We start from the raw sequence: 17087 nt of genomic DNA on the forward strand, positions 1-17087 counted from the left end.
CCGTACCGAGCGTACGACCCGGGTCCTACGACGACGGGCGCAGCGCCCGCAGCGGCTCGGCGAGCTCGGTCGCGAAGTGGTCGAAGAACCCGTCGACGTCGGTGCCGGCGTTGATGAGCGCGAGGTGGTCGTACCCGGCGTCGACGAACGGCTGGGCGGCCGCGAGGTGGGTGGCGACCTCGGGCCCGCACCCGAACGCCTGGCGCATGTCCTCGGTGGTGATGTAGGCGGTCGCCGCGTCGAAGTTGACGGGGTTCGGCAGCTCGGACTGCACCTTCCAGCCCGTGACCCCGAAACGGAACAGCCGTCGCGCCGACTCCGCCCCCTCCTGCTCGGTGGGCGCGTAGGCGATCGGCACCTCGGTGTAGCGCGGGCCCTTCCCGCCGGCGGCGGTGAACGCCTCGATGAGGTCGGTGCGCGGCTCGGTGGTGAAGATCCCGTCGCCGAGCTCGGCGGCGAGCTTCGACGCCTGCGGGCCGCCGGTCGCCACGACGATCTTCGGGAGCGTCTCGGGGAGGTCGAAGACCTGGGCGTCCTCGAGCGTCAGGTGCGTGCCCTCGTAGGTCTGGTACCCGCCCTGCCAGAGCAGGCGGATGATCTCCAGCGACTCCCGGAACATCTGGTGCCGCACGTGCACCGCCGGCCAGCCCCTGCCGACCACGTGCTCGCTGAGCCGCTCACCCGACCCGACGCCGAGGGTGAAGCGGCCGTCGGCGAGCAGCTGGGTCGTGGCGGCGGCCTGGGCGATGATCGCCGGGTGGTAGCGGATGAACGGGCATGTCACGCCCGTCGCCAGCTCGATGCGGTCGGTCTTCGCGGCCATCGCCGCGAGCATCGACCAGGCGAAGCCGGAGTGCTGCTGCTCGGACACCCACGGGTGGTAGTGGTCGGAGATCTCGACGAAGTCGAAGCCGGCCTCCTCGGCGCGCACGCACTGGCGCACCATCTCGGTCGGCGAGTAGGCCTCGGCGATGAGCTTGTAACCGATCCTCACGGACGGACACCTCCGGTTCGGCGACGATCCCGTCGTGGTGCCCGATCACGGTCCGCCCTACCCGGACGGGTCTCCCGGACCGATCGCACGGAGATCCGCCCCGAGACGTAACGCCCGACCGGGCACGGACGAACTACCCGGTGGCCCCGCGGGGTCGTCGGACCCCCGACCCGACGATCCCGCGGGCCTTCACCGCTTCCGGGGCCTAGTTGGCGCCGGCGCCGTCGAGCGGCTTGTCCGGCTGGACCCGCGGCATGTTGCCGCCGCCCCCTCCGCCGCCGCCCGAGTCGGGCTCCACCCAGATCGTCACGGCCTCACCCGCCGGCACCCGCGTCCCGGCCTCGGGCTGCTGGGCCGTCACCGTGCCCTCCACGGTCGGCGGGGTGTCCGGGTCGGGATCGATCGCGACGACCCGGGCGGCCATGGCCACCTCGTGCGCCTGCGCCGCCGGGAGCCCCACCAGCGCGGGAACCAGCACGAGCTCGGGTGTCCTCATGCTGGGACGGTAGCCAGCGCAAGGTGCGCGGGCCAGCACGGTCGGTCGTGGCCGGAGGATGCCGCTCCGGACCGGAGCCCCGCATGACTGCGACGAGCGGACGGGCATGATGGGCCGCTCGGCCCAGCCGGACCGACCCCGAAAGGGCAGGAGAACACATGGCGCAGCGGCACGAAGCGGAGCGGACGTGCCGGGCGGTCGTGCGGGGTCTCCTCGTGGTCGGTGCCGCGGCGCTGGCCCTGTCGGGCTGCGCCCGTGCCCCGGAGCCGGCGGTGCCGCCGATCCCGCTGAGCTCCTCGGCACCGGTCGCCGCCCCCACTCCCCGCCCGGACGGTGGGCCCGGTCCGGCCTTCACCCCGTGCCGCGGGGACCTGGAGTGCGCGACCGTGCCGGTGCCGGTCGACTACGCGAACCCCACCGGGCCCACGACGCCGATCGCCATCGCGCGCCGGCCCGCGGCGAACCCCGCCGCCAAGCTGGGCGTGCTCCTGGTCAACCCCGGGGGTCCGGGCGGCTCGGGCATCGAGCTCGTCCAGGCCGGGGTGCTCCCGCGCGAGGTGTCCGACCGCTTCGACGTGATCGGCTTCGACCCGCGCGGCGTCGGCGACAGCACGGGCCTGCAGTGCCCGCTGGGTCCCGAGACGCCGTACCTGGCCGATCCCGATCCGGGCGACCCCGCCGACGAGGCGGCCACGAACGACGCGGTCGACCGCTACGACGCCGCCTGCGGCCAGCGCTACCGCGACCTCCTGCCCCACCTCGGGACGCGCAACGTCGCCCGCGACATGGACCGCATCCGCGAGGCCCTGGGCGAGGAGCGGATCAACTACCTGGGCTTCTCCTACGGGACGTCGATCGGGCAGACGTACGCGCAGCTCTTCCCGACCCGCCTGCGGGCGATCGTGCTCGACGGGGTCGTCGACGTGACGAAGCCGGGGCTGGACTCCGCGCAGGCCGAGAGCTTCGAGAACTCCCTGCGCCAGTTCGACGCCGCGTGCCGGACCGATCCGACGTGCCCGGTGCGGGCCGACCCGATCGGCACCCTCGACCGGGTGCGCGCCCGCGTCACCGCCGCCCCGCTGCCCGTCGCCGGCACGAGCCCGCTCTCGGCGGGGCTCCTCGAGATCGGCGTCGTCTACCCGCTCTACAGCCAGGACAGCTGGCCCCAGCTCGCCCAGGCCCTCGCCGCGGCCGACCGGGGCGACGGCGCCCCGATGCGCTCGCTGGCGACCGCCTACTTCCGGGGCAGTAACTCCGACACCTACAACGCCGTGACCTGCCTGGACAACGCCTGGCCGACCGAGGACGAGCAGGTGCTCGCGGCCGCCCGCGTCACCGAGTCCCGCGCGCCGCACTTCTCCGGCAACGTGCTCGTCAGCGGCCTGACCTGCTCGGACTGGCCCGCACCCCAGCAGCCGCTGACCCCGCTGGAGAACTACGCGGGCCCGCCGATGCTGATCCTCGGGACGACGAACGACCCGGCGACGCCGTACCAGAACAGCGTCGCGCTCTCCCAGCGCGTGCCCGGCTCGGCGTTGCTGACCTACCGCGGCGAGGGCCACACCGTCTACACCAACGGCGTCCCGTGCGTCGACGACGCCGTCAACCGCTACCTCCTCGACGGCGTCCTGCCCCCGCCGAACACGACGTGTCAGTAGGTGCCAGGTCAGCGGCGGACCGTCGCCGACGTTGAGTGTCCGATCAGGGGAGCACGCCGATAGGGCCACGCACTCGATCGGGGGCGGGATGCTCGCCGTGACGTAGGGTCGCTCCCGGTGCGCCGGGAAGTCTGGTCGGCAGTCGCTGACGTCTGCCCACCGGAGGAACCGTGGCCCGGTCGTACCCCCGCCTCTTCGCCCGCCGCTCCTGGCCGGAGACGGCGCGCATCGCGGACATCCTGCGCCGCGAGACCGTCGGCGGCGTCCTGCTCGTCTCGGCCGCGGCGCTCGCGCTGTTGTGGGCCAACTCCCCGTGGCGCGAGGCCTACACGGCCCTCTCGGGGACGCGGGTCGGTCCGGCGTCGCTGCACCTCGACCTGACCCTCGCCACCTGGGCCGCCGACGGCCTGCTGGCGATCTTCTTCTTCGTCGCCGGCCTGGAACTCAAGCGCGAGTTCGTCGCCGGCGACCTGCGGGAGCCCTCGCGGGCGCTGCTGCCGGTGGCGGCCGCGGTCGGCGGCATGATCGCGCCCGCCCTGATCTACACCGCGATCAACCTCGGCGGGCCGGGAGCCGCGGGCTGGGCGATCCCGACGGCCACGGACATCGCGTTCGCGCTCTCGGTGCTCGCCCTCATCGGCTCCTGTCTGCCCGACGCGCTGCGCACCTTCCTGCTCACGCTCGCCGTGGTGGACGACCTGCTCGCCATCACGATCATCGCGCTCTTCTACACCGACCAGCTCGCGTTCGTGCCGTTGCTGCTGGCGCTGCTGCCGCTCGGGGCGTTCACGGTCCTGGTCCAGCGGCGGGTGCGGTCGTGGTGGCTGCTGCTCCCGCTCGCCGCCCTGACGTGGGTGCTCGTGCACGAGTCCGGCGTGCACGCCACCGTCGCCGGGGTGCTGCTGGGCTTCGCCGTGCCGGTGGTCCGGCGGCGGGAAGGCCCCGGACCCGGGCTCGCCGAGCACTTCGAGCACCGCTGGCGGCCGCTCTCCGCCGGGGTGGCGGTGCCGATCTTCGCGTTCTTCGCGTCCGGGGTGACCGTCGTCGGCGGCGGGCTGGGCGCGGCGTTCAGTGACGCGATCACGATCGGCATCATCGCCGGGCTGGTGGCCGGCAAGGTCGTCGGCATCATGGGGGCGACGTGGCTCGTCCAGCGGGTGACCCGGGCCCGGCTGGCCGACGAGCTGGACTGGAGCGACGTCCTCGGGCTCTCGCTGCTCGCGGGGATCGGGTTCACCGTCTCCCTGCTCATCGGCGAGCTGGCGTTCGGCACCGGCAGCGGCGCGGACGACCACGTGAAGATCGGGGTCCTGACGGCCTCGCTGCTCGCCGCCGTGCTCGCCACGGGCGTGCTGCGATACCGCAACGGCGTGCACCGGCGCATCCACGAGCGCGAGCGCATCGACGCCGACCACGACGACGTGCCCGACGTCTACGAGGACGACACGCGCGAGCGCGACGCGTGATCGCCCTCTCGTCTGCCGTAGTCGACTGGGCCGACAGCGTGAGTTCCTGCCGCCGTGCGGCCGCAAGAGGCGCCGGACGCCCGTGTCGGCCTTGCCGGGCCACGGGTCGGGACGCACCCTCGCCGCATGACCGGACCGGCGGGCCGCGCCGCCCGCAACGCCACCCGCCGCCGCAGGGGCGCGGGGAGGGACCGCGCGGGCAGTGACCGCACGGGAGGGCCGACGCCCGTCGTCGCCGGTGTCGAGGACGCGGGCGCCACCACCGACCCGGACATGGACGCGCTGACGCGGACGATCGCCATGGTCAACGACAAGGGCGGGGTCGGGAAGACCTCGCTCGTCGCCAACCTCGCCGGGCAGTTCGCCGCGGCCGGCTACCGGTGCCTGCTCGTCGACCTCAACCGCCAGGCGAACCTCGCCGACGACCTCGGGTTCCGCGACGGGCCGATCGACGACCACGGTGCGGGCCTGCTCATGAGCATCGTGGCCGGGTCGCCCCTGCGCCCGGCCGAGGGTGTCCGTCCCGGCCTCGACGTGGTGCCCGGTGGCGCGCGCCTCGTGGACCTCGTGCCGCTGATGGTCTCCCGGGTGCAGGAGCAGGGGCGGGAGGCGTTCCGGGCCCTCGCGACCGTGCTCGCGCCGGTGGCGGGCGACTACGACCTCGTCTTCGTCGACTGCCCGCCCGAGACGACGATCCTCACCGACCTCGCGCTCACCGCCGCCCGGTGGGTGCTCATGCCGACGAAGTCGGACGGCGGCGGCCTGGTCGGCATGCGCCTGGTCGGGGAGCGCTTCGCGCTCGCCCGCGAGCAGAACCCCGACCTCGGCCTGCTCGGCGCCGTGCTCTTCGCCACCGGGTCGCGCTCGCGCGTCGTGCACGCCGAGCTCCGCGAGGCGATGGAACGCGCCTTCGGCGGCCACTCGCCGCTGTTCACCACCTCGATCCGCCACGCGGAGCGCACCGCGCAGGACGCCCGGCGCCTCGGCCGGCTCGCCCACGAGCTCGAGCAGGAGGTGGCCGCGCAGCCCGCCTGGTGGGCGGCCCTGCGGGAGGGGACCTCGAAGACCTCGTCCGGGCGTCGCCTGTCCCCGACCGCCGCGAGCGTGGCGGGTGACTACCGCGACCTCGGGGTCGAGCTCCTGACCCTCCTGCGCGCCGCCGAGGAGACCACGACCGCGGACCACCGCCCCGAGCAGGAGGCCACCTCGTGACCGCCGACTTCCGCATGACCAGCGACGACGAGCAGCCGCCCGACCTCAGCGACGCGTTCGGGCGGTCGGCGACGGCGAGCCTGCGCGGACTCCTGCCCCCGCGGCCCCGGCGGAGCTCCGAGCAGGACGAGGACGAGGGCACCGAGGGCCCCGGGACGGGGTCTCCGGAGATCCCGGCGCAGGCAATGCGCCGCGGCGCCGTGGTGCCCCTCACCGTGCGGACCTCCGCCCCGGACGAGGTCACGGAGTCGGAGACCGAGAGCGAGACGCCGACCGGGGTCGCCCCGGCGCCCCCGCCCGCCGACGTCCCACCGGCCCCCCGCGGCGCACGCCGCCCGGCGCCCACCTCGGGGAGCACCGCCGGCACCGCCAACCGGCGGTGGGGCTCGGTGCGGCTGGCGTCGCAGGAGCACGTCGAGCTGTTGGTGCTGGTCACGTTGCGTCGCGGCCCGGCCAGCGGGCGGGAGCTCGCGGAGCGGCTGCGGGCGGACAGCGGAGGCGGCCTCGCGCCACCTCCTACCACGATTCAGAAAACCCTCCATCACCTCGCCCGGCACGGTCTCGTCGAGCTCGGGGCCGACACCGAACGGCGGCGCTACCGTCTGACCGAGCTGGGCATGCGGATCGCCCGTGCGCGCGTGCGGGCGTGGCGATCGCTGCGGCGCACGGTGGACCGGGTGCTGGACGCCGCCGACGAGGGCTGACCTCGTCCCTCTTCGAGCTCGGAGCAACGCGTCGGCGCATCGAGCCGCAGGACGTTGGGCTGTGCTGTCCAAGCGCACAGATCTAGCGGCGGACGCCGAACCACCGTATGGTGTAGATCACTGCGGACTGTCACCGAAGTGGCGGTCGACATGACCCTGCGTGGCCGGAACACCACGCGCACACACAACGCATCCGGTCGATCACATACCGACGTCTCGTTCATTCAGAAAGAGCGAACGGGCGCAGATGTTTGAAGCACGAGAACGACACCCGAATGCGCGGTCACCCTTCGTGCTCTGGTGATCACCAATTGGGTCGAACGGCCCATGGCAAATTTGATCTTACCGGTCTAGCGCATTCCGGAAGCACGCGATGTAATGTCCGGCTCCGTAGGCGGCGGGCTGTGGTCCACCGCACAGGCGGACCAATCCATTCGGAGGTGCACGGTGCCCGGAACCGGCCTGAAATTGGCCCTCGCGGTCATCGGCGGCTATCTACTCGGTCGTACGAAGAAGATGAAGCTCGCCATCATGTTCGGTGCTGCGCTGGCCGGGAAGAAGATCTCCACCGATCCCGCCCAGCTGCTGGGACAGGCCTCGAAGCTGATCCAGGCGTCACCCGAGCTCCAGAAGCTCGACAGTGCGGTGCGGGGTCGGCTGCTCGAGGCGGGCAAGGACGCGGCGCTGGCCGTCGCGAGCTCGCGCATGGAGGCCCTGACCGACACCCTGGTCAACCGGGTCGAGAACCTCGGCAAGCCGGCCGCGGACGCGGCGGGTGCGGCGACGCAGGCCGCCGGTCAGACGGCGGGTGCCGCCGGCGACGCCGTCGGCCAGGCCGGTGGCGCGGTCGGCGACGCCGCCGGGACGGCCGGATCGGCCGTCGGTGGCGCTGTCAGCGGCGCCGGCGGTGCGGTCGGCAAGGCCGCGCGCGGTGGACGTCGTCGCAAGGCGGCTGCCGCCGAGGAGCCGGTCGACGACGGCGTGGACGCCGCCGACGAGATCGAGGACGTCGAGGACGTCGACGACGAGGTCGACGACACGGAGGAGCCCGAGTCCGACGAGGCCGTGGCCGAGACCGAGGAGGCCGACGAGCCCGAGGAGGCCCCCTCGCGGGCCACGTCGCGCCGTCGTGCCTCGCGGCCCCCGTCGGCGTCGTCGAAGAGCTCCGGCAGCGGTTCATCGAGCAGCGGCTCGACCAGCAGCGACACCGGCCAGGAGCGTCGTCGTCGTTCGTCGTCGGGCGCGTCGTCCGACGACAGCGCGAACCGCACCAGCAACGGCTCGACGCGTCGGACGTCGTCGGGGTCGCGCAGCAAGGCCACCGCCGGCTCCGGCTCGCGCCGTGGATCGGGGAAGCGCGATGACTGAGTCCACGACGACCGACCCGCGGGCGGCCTCGAACGGTCAGGTCCCGCACGACGACGAGGGCGGGTCCGGCTCGTCGATCACCGACGTGCTGCCCGTCGACCGTCTCAAGCAGGCGGCACAGACGCTGCTGAAGACGGCCACCGACAAGGCGGTCAACGCCGCCCTCGACCAGGTCGAGGGCCTCACCGGCCGGCTCACCGACGTCGCCGAGAACGGCGGGGTCGGCCTCTCGGCCGCCCTCGGCGGCGGCCAGTCGATGATGCAGGGCGGGAGCGCCGTCGGCGGCGCACTGAAGGGTGGGCTGTCCGCGGTGAAGGACAAGGTCACGGGAGCGCTCGGCATCGGCGGCGGGGACGACGACGACGAGGGCGACGAGGACGGCAGCGGGAGCGGTGGCGGCAGCGGCAGCACCGGCCGCGGCAAGTTCAAGTTCATGAACATCTACGAGGTCCAGGACGTCGGGGTCCCGCTGCGCGTGGCCTACGACCAGTGGACCCAGATGGCCGACTTCCCGAGCTTCATGAAGAAGGTCGAGACGGTCAACCAGGAGTCCGACGAGAAGGTCGTCTGGACCGCCAAGGTGTTCTGGTCGCGTCGTTCCTGGGAGACGACTATCCGCGAACAGGTTCCGGATAGCCACATTCTGTGGGTGTCGTCGGGAGCGAAGGGTTCTGCGGACGGGATCGTGACGTTCAGCGAACTCGCGCCGAACCTGACGCGCATCGTCCTGATCATGGAGTACTACCCGCAGGGCTTCTTCGAGAAGACGGGGAATCTCTGGCGCGCGGTCGGGCGTCGTGCCCGGCTCGAGTTCAAGCACTTCTGCCGTCACGTCATGATGGACACGCTGATCAACCGCGAGGAACTCGAGGGCTGGCGCGGCGAGATCCGCGACAGCGAGGTCGTCAAGACCCACGAGGAAGCCCTCGAGGAGGAGCAGCGGGCGGCCGAGGAGGACGAGGAGCTCGAGGACTCCGAGGAGGGCGAGGAGGGCGAGCTCGCCGACGAGGACGTCGACGAGGACGAGGACGTCGACGACGACCTCGTGGCCGAGGACGAGGACGCCGACGAGGACCTCGACGAGCTCGAGGACGAGGCGGAAGAGGCGGACGAGGCGGACGAGGACGAGCTCGACGACGAGCTCGAGGACGAGGCCGAGGAGGACGTCGACGACGACCTCCCGGAGGACGCCGAGGACGAGGCCGCGGAGGACGCCCCCGCCGAGGAGGACGACCGCCCGCGTCGTCGCTCGCGGCGCCAGCGCACTCCGGCCTGATCGACGGCCGATCGACGCCCACGACGGGTCCCGGTCCCCGGGGCCCGTCGTGGGCGATCCGCACAGGGAGGAAGTGAGACAGCGTGACGATCAGCCAGCAATCGGGCGGCGGCGTCCAGAAGGCGCCCCAGGGCGGGCTCGCCGAGGTCCTCGACCTCATCCTCGACAAGGGCCTCGTGATCGATGCGTTCGTCAAGGTGTCGCTCGTCGGCATCGAGCTGATCACGATCGACGCCCGGATCGTCGTGGCGAGTGTCGACACCTATCTGAAGTTCGCCGAGGCCACCAACCGCCTCGACCTGCACCAGAAGGGTGGCAAGGACCTCGGGGAGTTCATGGGCGGCCTCACCGAGGGCGCCACCGAGGGCGGCGCGAAGGGCAAGACCAAGGGGGTGCTCGACGCCGGCAAGGAGAAGTGGGACGAGGTCCGCGGCGAGCGCCAGCAGAGCAAGCGCGAGAAGGCGTGAGGGGGCCGAGGTGACCACGACGGAGGACTCCACCAAGTCCCGGAGCACGACCCGCGGGTCCTACATCTACGGCATCGTGCCGGCAGGGATGCGCATCCCCGACGGGCTCGAGCCGATCCCGCACGGCGACGAGGACGGCGAGCTGGGTCTCGTCACCGAGGGCGAGCTCGCGGCCGTCGTCAGCGACGTGTCGGCCGACCGCCCCCTGGGCACCCGGCGCGACCTGATGGCGCACGAGGCCGTCCTCAACGCGATCGCGCAGGAGGTGCCGGTGCTCCCGATGCGTTTCGGGGCGGTCGTCACCGACGACGACGCGGTGGCCGACGAGCTGCTGAAGCCGCACCAGGACTACTTCCTGCGCGCGCTCGACCAGCTCCGCGGCCACCTCGAGTTCCGGCTGCGCGGCGATTACAACCAGGACGTCATCCTCACCCGCATCGTCGAGTCCGATCCCCGCATCCAGCAGCTGCGGGAGAAGATCGCCGGGGTCAGCGAGGACGCGAGCTACTACGACCGCATCCAGCTCGGCGAGTCGATCTCGAAGGCGATGGACCAGCTGCGGCAGGAGGACGCGCAGGCCACGGTCGACGCGCTCTCGAAGTTCGCGGTGGCGACCGAGGTCAAGGAGGCGGGCGGCGAGAACGGGGCCGTGCACCTGGCGTTCCTCGTGAAGACCGACGGGCGTGACGATTTCGAGCAGGCCGTCGACGACCTGGGCAACGCCTGGGCCGGGCGGGTCGAGCTGCGGCTCATCGGGCCCACGGCGGCCTTCGACTTCCTGCCCGAGTTCGAAGCGCCTCCCGAAGCCCAGGCCTGAGGGCCGGCGCACCGTGGGTTTCTTCACCGAGCTGCTGCTCCTGCCCCTCGCCCCGGTCCGCGGGGTGGCCTGGGTCGGCGAGAAGATCGCCGACCAGGTCGACCACCAGATGAACGACCCCGGCGTCATCCGCGCGCAGATCGACGAGCTGGACGCCGCGTTCGACCGCGGTGAGATCAGCGAGGACGAACGGGACGAGCAGCAGACCGTCCTGCTGCAGCGCCTCGTGGGCGGGGGTGGGACGTGACGCGGTCCGCCGACGTCACCGAGGACGACGACGCCCCGCGCGTCACCGATCAGGAACGGCCCCGCCGCCGACGCTCGGCGGCGTCCGGTGAGTCCGGGGAGGACGCGCCGAAGCGACGCCGGTCGAACGGGGACGCGACCCCCTCGGAGTCCTCGTCCTCGGAGTCCTCGTCCTCGGAATCCTCGGCCGAGGAGAAGCCGCGTCGCCGGCGCCGGACGTCCGAGACGGCGTCCGGGTCGGACGAGGAGCGTCCTCGCCGGAGTCGGCGTCCGGAGGGCGAGGTCGAGAGCGAGCGGCCGCGACGTCGCCGGCCGTCGGAGGCCTCGAGCGACTCGGACGAGGAGCGCCCGAAGCGGCGCCGGCCGTCCGAGGTGTCGAGCGACTCGGACGAGGAGCGCCCGAAGCGGCGCCGGTCGGAGGCCTCGAGCGGTTCCGACGACGAGCGTCCGAAGCGGCGCCGGACGTCGAACGGCGGGAGCGGCACCACGGGATCGGATGACGAGCGCCCGCGCCGTCGGCGCCGGACCGAGGAGAACGGCGACTCGGCGCCCGACCAGGAACGTCCCCGTCGTCGCCGCCGGCCCGCTGCGGACGAGTCCGCGGCGGACTCCGGTGGGGGCGAGGAGCGTCCGCGCCGTCGGCGCCGTCCGGAGGGCGAGCAGGAACGGCCCCGCCGGCGCCGTGCGGAGGACACCACGGACGACGCCGCTGAGGACACCGCCGACGACGCTGTGGAGATCGACGAGCCGGAGGACCTGGACGAGGACGACGTCGACGAGGACGACGACGTCGAGGACGAGCCCGAGGATCTGGACGACGCCGAGGACCTGGACGAGCCCGAGGACGTCGACGAGTCCGAGGACGTCGAGGAGTCCGAGCCCGAACCCGAGCCCGAACCGGCACCCAAGAAGCCCATCCCCGCTCGCAAGATCGCTCGCTACGCGGCGGAGCAGGTGATGGAGATGAGCGGCAAGGAGAGCGAGTCGATCACCTCGGTGCGCCGCACCGACGAGGGCTACGTCGTGGGCCTGGAGGTGGTGGAGAGCCACCGGATCCCCGAGTCCACCGACATCCTGGCGATCTACGAGGCCGAGATGGACGAGGACGGCGAGCTGATCAGCTACAAACGGCTGAAGCGCTACACCCGGGGCCGCGGCGACGACGAGTGACGGCCCGACGCGAGCCGGGGGGACACGAGAGGGAGTGACCATGAGCGACCCGGTGCGCTGGACCGGGCAGATGCCGTCCGCCCCGAACCAGGCCGGCGGCCGCCAGCCGGCGGCCCAGGGCGGCGGCGGCGACGGCACGAACCTCGCCGACATCCTCGAGCGGGTCCTCGACAAGGGCATCGTCATCGCCGGCGACGTCCAGATCAACCTGCTCGACATCGAGCTGCTGACCATCAAGCTCCGGCTCATCGTGGCGTCCGTCGACCGCGCCAAGGAGATGGGCATCGACTGGTGGGAGCGCGACCCCACCCTCTCCTCGGGCCACAGCGAGCTCGAACAGGAGAACCGCCGGCTGCGGGAGCGCCTCGAGGCGCTGGAGGGCCGCAACGGACAGGCGGCCCTCGAGGGCGACGACGACCCCGACGAGGTCGAGGTCGAGGACGAGGACGCCGAGCTGGTCGACGCCGAGATCGTCGACGACACCGAGGAACCCGAACCCCAGCCTGCGCGCCGGCCGAAGCAGACGGCGCAACAGGGCGGCGGGGGGAAGGCCGCGCCGCGCCGACGTCGGAAGGCGGAGGAATGAGCGACACGCTGACCTACGTCTACGCCGTCGCCCGCGACGTCGACCCCGCCGCCGTGGCGGGGCTCGAGGGCCTCGGCGGGCGTCCCGTCCGGACGGTCGAGCACCGCGGGGTGACCGCCGTGGTGAGCGACGCCGACCGTGCCGAGTTCCAGGAACGGGCTCTCGAGGAGCGCCTGGAGGACCTCGAGTGGCTGGCCGCGACCGCCCGGGCGCACCACCACGTCGTCGACACCCTCGGGCGCGACCACCTCGTGGCGCCGCTCGGACTGGCCACGGTGTACTTCGACGACGAGCGGGTGCGGGCGGTGCTCGAGGAGAGCGCCGAGACCTTCTCCGCGGTGCTCGACCGTCTCGACGGACGCGCCGAGTGGGGCCTCAAGGTCTACGCCCGCAAGGGCCGTCCGGACGCGACCGAGGCGGAGGCCGAGAAGCCGCGATCGGGCGCGGACTACCTCCGCCGGCGCCGCAAGGCCCTGCGCGAGGGCGACACGACGCTCGAGGACGCCCGCCGGGCGGCCGGCGAGGTGGACGCGGCCGCGTCGGCCCTCGCCGCCGCCACCCGGAGCCACCGTCTGCAGGACGCGCAGCTGTCGGGGCAGTCCGACCCGATGGTGCTCAACCAGGCCTACCTGCTGCCGGTCGAGCGGGCCGACGAGCTCCGCGCCCTCGTCGCCTCGTACCAGGACCACCCGAAGATGCGGGTCGAGCTCACCGGGCCCTGGGTCCCCTACTCCTTCGCCGCCGCCACGGAGGGATCGGCGTCGTGACGGGCCCGTCCTCGGGAGAGCTCGAGCCACGGGCGACGTCGCTGTTCGGGGACGAGGAGGTCGCGCTGGTCGACCTGCTCGACCGGCTGCTCGCCGGCGGCGTCGTGCTGGTCGGCGACCTGACGATCTCGCTCGCCGGGGTCGACCTCGTGCGCATCTCGCTCCGGGCGCTGGTCATGTCGATCGCGCCGGTGGAGCGGCAGGGCACGCTGGCGGAGCGGGCCGAACGGGGCGACGTGCCGCGGCACGGATCCGCCGCGCCGAGGGCCCTGACGGCCCGGGAGCTGGAGCCGGGCGATGAGTGAGCGGGCGAACCGCATCGAGATCGACAAGGACGAGGTCCGCCGGGACCTCATGAAGCTGGTGCTCACCATCGTCGAGCTGCTGCGCCAGCTGATGGAGCGGCAGGCGATCCGGCGCGTCGACCAGGGCGACCTCACCGAGCAGGAGGAGGAGGACCTCGGCACCTCCCTGATGCTGCTGGCGGAGGCGATGGACGAGCTCACCGAGCAGTTCGGGCTCACGGCGGACGACCTCAACCTGGATCTCGGACCGCTGGGCCCGCTGCTGCCGCGCGACCGCTGACCGCGGTGCCCGATCGTGCGGACGGGATCGGACTCCGCCGGGACGAGGCGGGGTACTCGGAGCACATGACCAGCGCCGAGCGTCCGAGCAGCACCCCCTCCAGCCCCACGCCGACGGCCACCTCGGTCGGCGGCGCCGGCGCCGTCGGCGACCCGACCGCCGTCGACGGCACCACCGAGGTGCTGCCCTCGGTGGTCCAGAAGGTGACGGCGTTCTCGGCGCGCGAGATCCCGGGTGTCGTCGCGCTCGGAGCCAGCTCGTCCCGCGCCGTCGGGGCCGTGCGCCAGACGCTCACGGGCAGCACCGAGAACACCGCGGGCGTCCGCGTCGAGCTCGAGAACCAGACGGCCCGCATCGGGCTGGACGTCGAGATCGAGTACGGCGTCGGGGCCCGCGAGCTCGTCCGCGCGCTGCGTCGCCACGTGCCGAAGGCCGTCGAGGAGATCGCCGGCGTCACCGTCGTCGAGCTCAACGTCGTCATCACCGACGTGCACCTGCCCGGTGGCGACGACGTCGACGCCGGCGGGACGCCGCCTCCGCCGCCCGCCGCGACGCTGTAGCGGCCCCCGCCCCGGGAGGGGCGGGCCCGGCTCCGGCGGTGGTCGTGGCAGCATCGGGCGTCGACCAGCCCGGTGCGACGGGCGCGCGGGACGACCAGGGGAGGCCACCGGTGGCGACCGTGCTCGTGACCGGCGCCGCCGGGTTCATCGGCTCGAACGTCGTGCGGTACTGGCGTCGCGAGCACCCCGGGGACCGTGTGGTGGCGCTGGACGCGCTGACCTACGCCGGGGTGCGCGAGAACGTCGAGGGCCTCGACGGCGTCGAGTTCGTGCACGGCTCGATCGCGAACACCGAGCTCGTCGAGCACCTGCTGCGGGCGTACGGGGTGGACGTGGTGGTCAACCTCGCCGCGGAGTCGCACAACAGCCTGGCGATCCTGCGTCCCGGGGACTTCTTCGCCACCAACGTGATGGGCACCCAGGGCCTGCTCGAGGCGGTCCGCCGGGTCGGGGTGGGCCGGTTCCACCACATCTCCACCTGCGAGGTCTACGGCGACCTGCCCCTGGACGTCGACGAGTCGTTCACCGAGGAATCGCCGTACCGGCCGCGGACGCCCTACAACGCGGCGAAGGCGGGCGGCGACCACGTGGTGCGGGCCTACGGGCTGACCTACGACGTCCCGATCAGCATCACCAACTGCGCCAACAACTACGGGCCCTTCCAGTTCCCGGAGAAGGTGGTCCCGCTGTTCACCACGCGGGCGCTGGCCGGTGAGCCGCTGCCGCTGTACGCGTCGACGAAGAACCGCCGGGAGTGGCTGCACGTCGACGACCACGCCGCGGCGATCGACGCCGTGGTCCACCACGGCCGGGTCGGGGAGACCTACAACGTCGGCTCCGGGCACGAGGTCGACGTCGAGGGCATCGCCGACGCGGTGCTCGGCGCTCTGGGCGCCGGGCCGGAACTGAAGACGATCGTCCCCGACCGGCCCAGCCACGACCGCCGCTACCTGCTCGACTCCAGCAAGTTGCGCTCGGAGCTGGGATGGGCGCCGCGGGTCAGGTGGGACGAGGGCATCGCGACGACCGTCGACTGGTACCGGACCCACGAGTCCTGGTGGCGCCCGCTGCTCGGCCGGGCGCCCGTGGTCGAGGGCGCCGGCGCGGACTGGGGCCGCTCGTGAAGGGGATCGTGCTCGCGGGCGGCTCCGGCTCGCGGCTGCACCCGGTGACCCGGGCGGTGTCCAAGCAGCTGCTGCCGGTCTACGACAAGCCGATGATCTACTACCCGATCTCGGTGCTCCTGCTGGCCGGGATCCGCGACATCCTCGTGATCTCCACCCCGGTGGACCTGCCCGCGTTCCGCCGGCTGCTCGGCGACGGCAGCGAGCTCGGGGTGCGCTTCGACTACGCCGAGCAGGCCGCCCCGAACGGGCTCGCCGAGGCGTTCCTCATCGGCGCCGACCACGTCGGCGACGACACCGCCGCCCTGGTGCTGGGCGACAACATCTTCCACGGCCAGGGCTTCGCGACGGTCCTGGCCGACCAGGTCGCCCGCCTGGAGGCGGAGAAGGGCTGCGTGCTGTTCGGCTACCCGGTGCGCGACCCCGGCCGCTACGGCGTGGGGGAGGCCGACGAGACCGGCCGGCTGCTCTCGATCGAGGAGAAGCCCGCGGCGCCGCGGAGCAACCGGGCCATCACGGGCCTGTACTTCTACGACAACGACGTCCTCGACATCGCCCGCACCCTGACCCCGTCGGGGCGGGGCGAGCTGGAGATCACCGACGTCAACCAGGCCTACGTCGCCCGGGGCGACGCCCGCCTGATCGACCTCGGCCGTGGCTTCGCCTGGCTCGACACGGGCACCCACGAGTCGCTCATCGAGGCCAGCCTGTACGTCCAGGTCCTCGAGCACCGCCAGGGCGTGCGCTTCGCGTGTCTGGAGGAGATCGCGCTGGCCAAGGGCTGGATCACCCCCGACCAGGCGCATCTCCTCGGCGAGCGTCAGGCCAGCTCCGGCTACGGCGCCTACGTCATGGACGTCGCGCGCCGCGCCGGAGCCGTCGCTCCCTAGTGCTTCTGCACGGGCTCCGTGCCGAGGAAGTCCTGGAAGTCGTTCGGCAGCTGGCTGGTGAAGTTGTTCCACTCGCCGTCGGTCAGGGCGGTCTCGAGCCCCTTGGCGATCGCGCGGGCGTGCTGCCGGGCCTGCGCGACGGTGACGCCCTCGCCCTCCTGCTCGGCGATCCGCTGGTAGAAGGTGTCGACGTCGAAGCGCTCGCCGCCGCCCTCGTTCGGCAGCGCGTCGGCCAGGGAGCCGGGGAGCTGGGAGGCCAGGTCCTTGGCCTCACCACCCTCGAGGCGCTGACCGAGAACGGTCAGCGTGGCCTTCACGGCCCGCTCGGCGCTGCGGTTGTCCGGCAGGTCCAGGCTCTCCTTGACCGCGGACACGAACTCGTGCTCCTGCATCGTTCTCCTCTCGTGACGGTGTCGTCACGAGGCGGGTGCCCAGCACCCGGAGCCGCGCACACGTCGCGGCGGGACGGCCTAGAAGAGAGCCCGGAAGAAGTCCACGATGGACTCGGCGAAGCCGGCGAGGATGGTCAGGATGCTGGTGACCGTCGCCGCCGCGGTCGCGGGCGAGTCGATGATCCAGAACAGCACGAGGGCCAATGCGAGCAGCCCCAACACCCGTTGCATGCTGCACACCGTAGTCACCAGAGCAACATCCGTCACTACCAGTGCGACGGGCGGCAGTCACGTTCATTCGGACGGGAC

At 72.7% G+C, this 17087-nt stretch carries 21 protein-coding genes; 17 read left to right on the forward strand and 4 right to left on the reverse strand.

The window, feature by feature from the left end; all coding sequences use genetic code 11:
• Positions 1–25: 25 nt before the first annotated feature.
• Together PH191_RS22795 and PH191_RS22800 are read right to left on the reverse strand one after the other, a co-directional pair.
• Positions 26–994 (reverse strand): TIGR03557 family F420-dependent LLM class oxidoreductase, encoded by a 969-nt coding sequence (locus PH191_RS22795; RefSeq protein WP_274196924.1) that lies wholly within the window; start codon positions 992–994, stop codon positions 26–28.
• A gap of 205 nt (positions 995–1199) precedes the next feature.
• The gene (locus PH191_RS22800; protein ID WP_274196925.1) at positions 1200–1490 is read right to left on the reverse strand and encodes a PASTA domain-containing protein; all 291 of its coding nucleotides are present in this window, start codon (positions 1488–1490) and stop codon (positions 1200–1202) included.
• Between the two features lie 158 nt (positions 1491–1648).
• Between PH191_RS22800 and PH191_RS22805 the strand changes: the two genes are divergently transcribed.
• From PH191_RS22805 to rfbA, 17 genes are all read left to right on the forward strand, one after another.
• On the forward strand, positions 1649–3148 hold the full coding sequence (locus PH191_RS22805; RefSeq protein ID WP_274196926.1) for an alpha/beta hydrolase: 1500 nt from the start codon (positions 1649–1651) through the stop codon (positions 3146–3148).
• A gap of 170 nt (positions 3149–3318) precedes the next feature.
• On the forward strand, positions 3319–4614 hold the full coding sequence (gene nhaA / locus PH191_RS22810; RefSeq protein ID WP_274196927.1) for a Na+/H+ antiporter NhaA: 1296 nt from the start codon (positions 3319–3321) through the stop codon (positions 4612–4614).
• Positions 4615–4740: 126 nt separating this feature from the next.
• Positions 4741–5826 carry a ParA family protein gene (locus tag PH191_RS22815; protein ID WP_274196928.1) on the forward strand — a complete coding sequence of 362 codons (1086 nt, stop codon included), beginning with the start codon at positions 4741–4743 and terminating at the stop codon, positions 5824–5826.
• Complete coding sequence (locus tag PH191_RS22820; RefSeq protein ID WP_274196929.1) at positions 5823–6530, forward strand: PadR family transcriptional regulator; 708 nt, start codon at positions 5823–5825, stop codon at positions 6528–6530. The genes PH191_RS22815 and PH191_RS22820 overlap by 4 nt, the downstream gene beginning before the upstream one ends.
• Before the next feature lie 447 nt (positions 6531–6977).
• Positions 6978–7898, forward strand: a complete 921-nt coding sequence (locus tag PH191_RS22825; protein WP_274196930.1) for a hypothetical protein — start codon at positions 6978–6980, stop codon at positions 7896–7898.
• Complete coding sequence (locus tag PH191_RS22830; RefSeq protein WP_274196931.1) at positions 7891–9174, forward strand: SRPBCC family protein; 1284 nt, start codon at positions 7891–7893, stop codon at positions 9172–9174. The genes PH191_RS22825 and PH191_RS22830 overlap by 8 nt, the downstream gene beginning before the upstream one ends.
• An 83-nt stretch (positions 9175–9257) precedes the next feature.
• Positions 9258–9641: a gas vesicle protein GvpJ gene (gene gvpJ / locus PH191_RS22835; protein WP_274187273.1), complete on the forward strand. Its 384-nt coding sequence runs from the start codon at positions 9258–9260 to the stop codon at positions 9639–9641.
• Positions 9642–9651: 10 nt separating this feature from the next.
• On the forward strand, positions 9652–10458 hold the full coding sequence (locus PH191_RS22840) for a GvpL/GvpF family gas vesicle protein (protein WP_274196932.1): 807 nt from the start codon (positions 9652–9654) through the stop codon (positions 10456–10458).
• Between the two features lie 13 nt (positions 10459–10471).
• Positions 10472–10705, forward strand: a complete 234-nt coding sequence (locus PH191_RS22845) for a gas vesicle protein GvpG (RefSeq protein WP_274187271.1) — start codon at positions 10472–10474, stop codon at positions 10703–10705.
• Positions 10702–11874 carry a gas vesicle protein GvpO gene (gvpO, locus tag PH191_RS22850; protein WP_274196933.1) on the forward strand — a complete coding sequence of 391 codons (1173 nt, stop codon included), beginning with the start codon at positions 10702–10704 and terminating at the stop codon, positions 11872–11874. Before PH191_RS22845 ends, gvpO begins: the two co-directional genes overlap by 4 nt.
• Positions 11875–11914: 40 nt before the next feature.
• Positions 11915–12460, forward strand: coding sequence for a gas vesicle protein (locus PH191_RS22855; protein WP_274196934.1), 546 nt, complete (start codon positions 11915–11917; stop codon positions 12458–12460).
• Positions 12457–13227, forward strand: a complete 771-nt coding sequence (locus PH191_RS22860; protein ID WP_274196935.1) for a GvpL/GvpF family gas vesicle protein — start codon at positions 12457–12459, stop codon at positions 13225–13227. The genes PH191_RS22855 and PH191_RS22860 overlap by 4 nt, the downstream gene beginning before the upstream one ends.
• Positions 13224–13532, forward strand: coding sequence for a gas vesicle protein (locus tag PH191_RS22865; protein ID WP_420791836.1), 309 nt, complete (start codon positions 13224–13226; stop codon positions 13530–13532). Before PH191_RS22860 ends, PH191_RS22865 begins: the two co-directional genes overlap by 4 nt.
• A complete protein-coding gene (locus PH191_RS22870; RefSeq protein ID WP_274196936.1) occupies positions 13525–13812 on the forward strand; it encodes a gas vesicle protein K in 288 nt (95 codons plus the stop codon). The genes PH191_RS22865 and PH191_RS22870 overlap by 8 nt, the downstream gene beginning before the upstream one ends.
• Before the next feature lie 65 nt (positions 13813–13877).
• Complete coding sequence (locus PH191_RS22875) at positions 13878–14372, forward strand: Asp23/Gls24 family envelope stress response protein (protein ID WP_274196937.1); 495 nt, start codon at positions 13878–13880, stop codon at positions 14370–14372.
• 110 nt (positions 14373–14482) lie between these two features.
• Positions 14483–15496 (forward strand): dTDP-glucose 4,6-dehydratase, encoded by a 1014-nt coding sequence (gene rfbB, locus PH191_RS22880; protein ID WP_274196938.1) that lies wholly within the window; start codon positions 14483–14485, stop codon positions 15494–15496.
• Positions 15493–16386 carry a glucose-1-phosphate thymidylyltransferase RfbA gene (gene rfbA, locus PH191_RS22885; protein WP_274196939.1) on the forward strand — a complete coding sequence of 298 codons (894 nt, stop codon included), beginning with the start codon at positions 15493–15495 and terminating at the stop codon, positions 16384–16386. The genes rfbB and rfbA overlap by 4 nt, the downstream gene beginning before the upstream one ends.
• Here rfbA and PH191_RS22890 read toward each other — a convergent pair.
• Both PH191_RS22890 and PH191_RS22895 read right to left on the reverse strand, forming a co-directional pair.
• Positions 16383–16778 carry a DUF2267 domain-containing protein gene (locus tag PH191_RS22890; protein WP_274196940.1) on the reverse strand — a complete coding sequence of 132 codons (396 nt, stop codon included), beginning with the start codon at positions 16776–16778 and terminating at the stop codon, positions 16383–16385. The genes rfbA and PH191_RS22890 overlap by 4 nt on opposite strands.
• A 78-nt stretch (positions 16779–16856) precedes the next feature.
• Entirely contained in the window at positions 16857–17009 is a 153-nt protein-coding gene (locus PH191_RS22895) for a hypothetical protein (protein ID WP_274187262.1), read from the reverse strand.
• Positions 17010–17087: the final 78 nt, after the last annotated feature.

Source organism: Actinomycetospora callitridis, assembly GCF_028737265.1.
GTDB lineage: Bacteria > Actinomycetota > Actinomycetes > Mycobacteriales > Pseudonocardiaceae > Actinomycetospora > Actinomycetospora callitridis.

Bases quoted from the DNA above. Each gene is read 5' to 3' on its own strand.
- PH191_RS22890 (WP_274196940.1), bottom strand. From the start codon at position 16,778: ATGCAGGAGCACGAGTTCGTGTCCGCGGTCAAGGAGAGCCTGGACCTG.
- PH191_RS22875 (WP_274196937.1), top strand. From the start codon at position 13,878: ATGACCAGCGCCGAGCGTCCGAGCAGCACCCCCTCCAGCCCCACGCCG.
- PH191_RS22805 (WP_274196926.1), top strand. From the start codon at position 1,649: ATGGCGCAGCGGCACGAAGCGGAGCGGACGTGCCGGGCGGTCGTGCGG.
- PH191_RS22870 (WP_274196936.1), top strand. From the start codon at position 13,525: ATGAGTGAGCGGGCGAACCGCATCGAGATCGACAAGGACGAGGTCCGC.
- PH191_RS22895 (WP_274187262.1), bottom strand. From the start codon at position 17,009: ATGCAACGGGTGTTGGGGCTGCTCGCATTGGCCCTCGTGCTGTTCTGG.
- PH191_RS22855 (WP_274196934.1), top strand. From the start codon at position 11,915: ATGAGCGACCCGGTGCGCTGGACCGGGCAGATGCCGTCCGCCCCGAAC.
- PH191_RS22800 (WP_274196925.1), bottom strand. From the start codon at position 1,490: ATGAGGACACCCGAGCTCGTGCTGGTTCCCGCGCTGGTGGGGCTCCCG.
- PH191_RS22860 (WP_274196935.1), top strand. From the start codon at position 12,457: ATGAGCGACACGCTGACCTACGTCTACGCCGTCGCCCGCGACGTCGAC.
- PH191_RS22830 (WP_274196931.1), top strand. From the start codon at position 7,891: ATGACTGAGTCCACGACGACCGACCCGCGGGCGGCCTCGAACGGTCAG.
- PH191_RS22815 (WP_274196928.1), top strand. From the start codon at position 4,741: ATGACCGGACCGGCGGGCCGCGCCGCCCGCAACGCCACCCGCCGCCGC.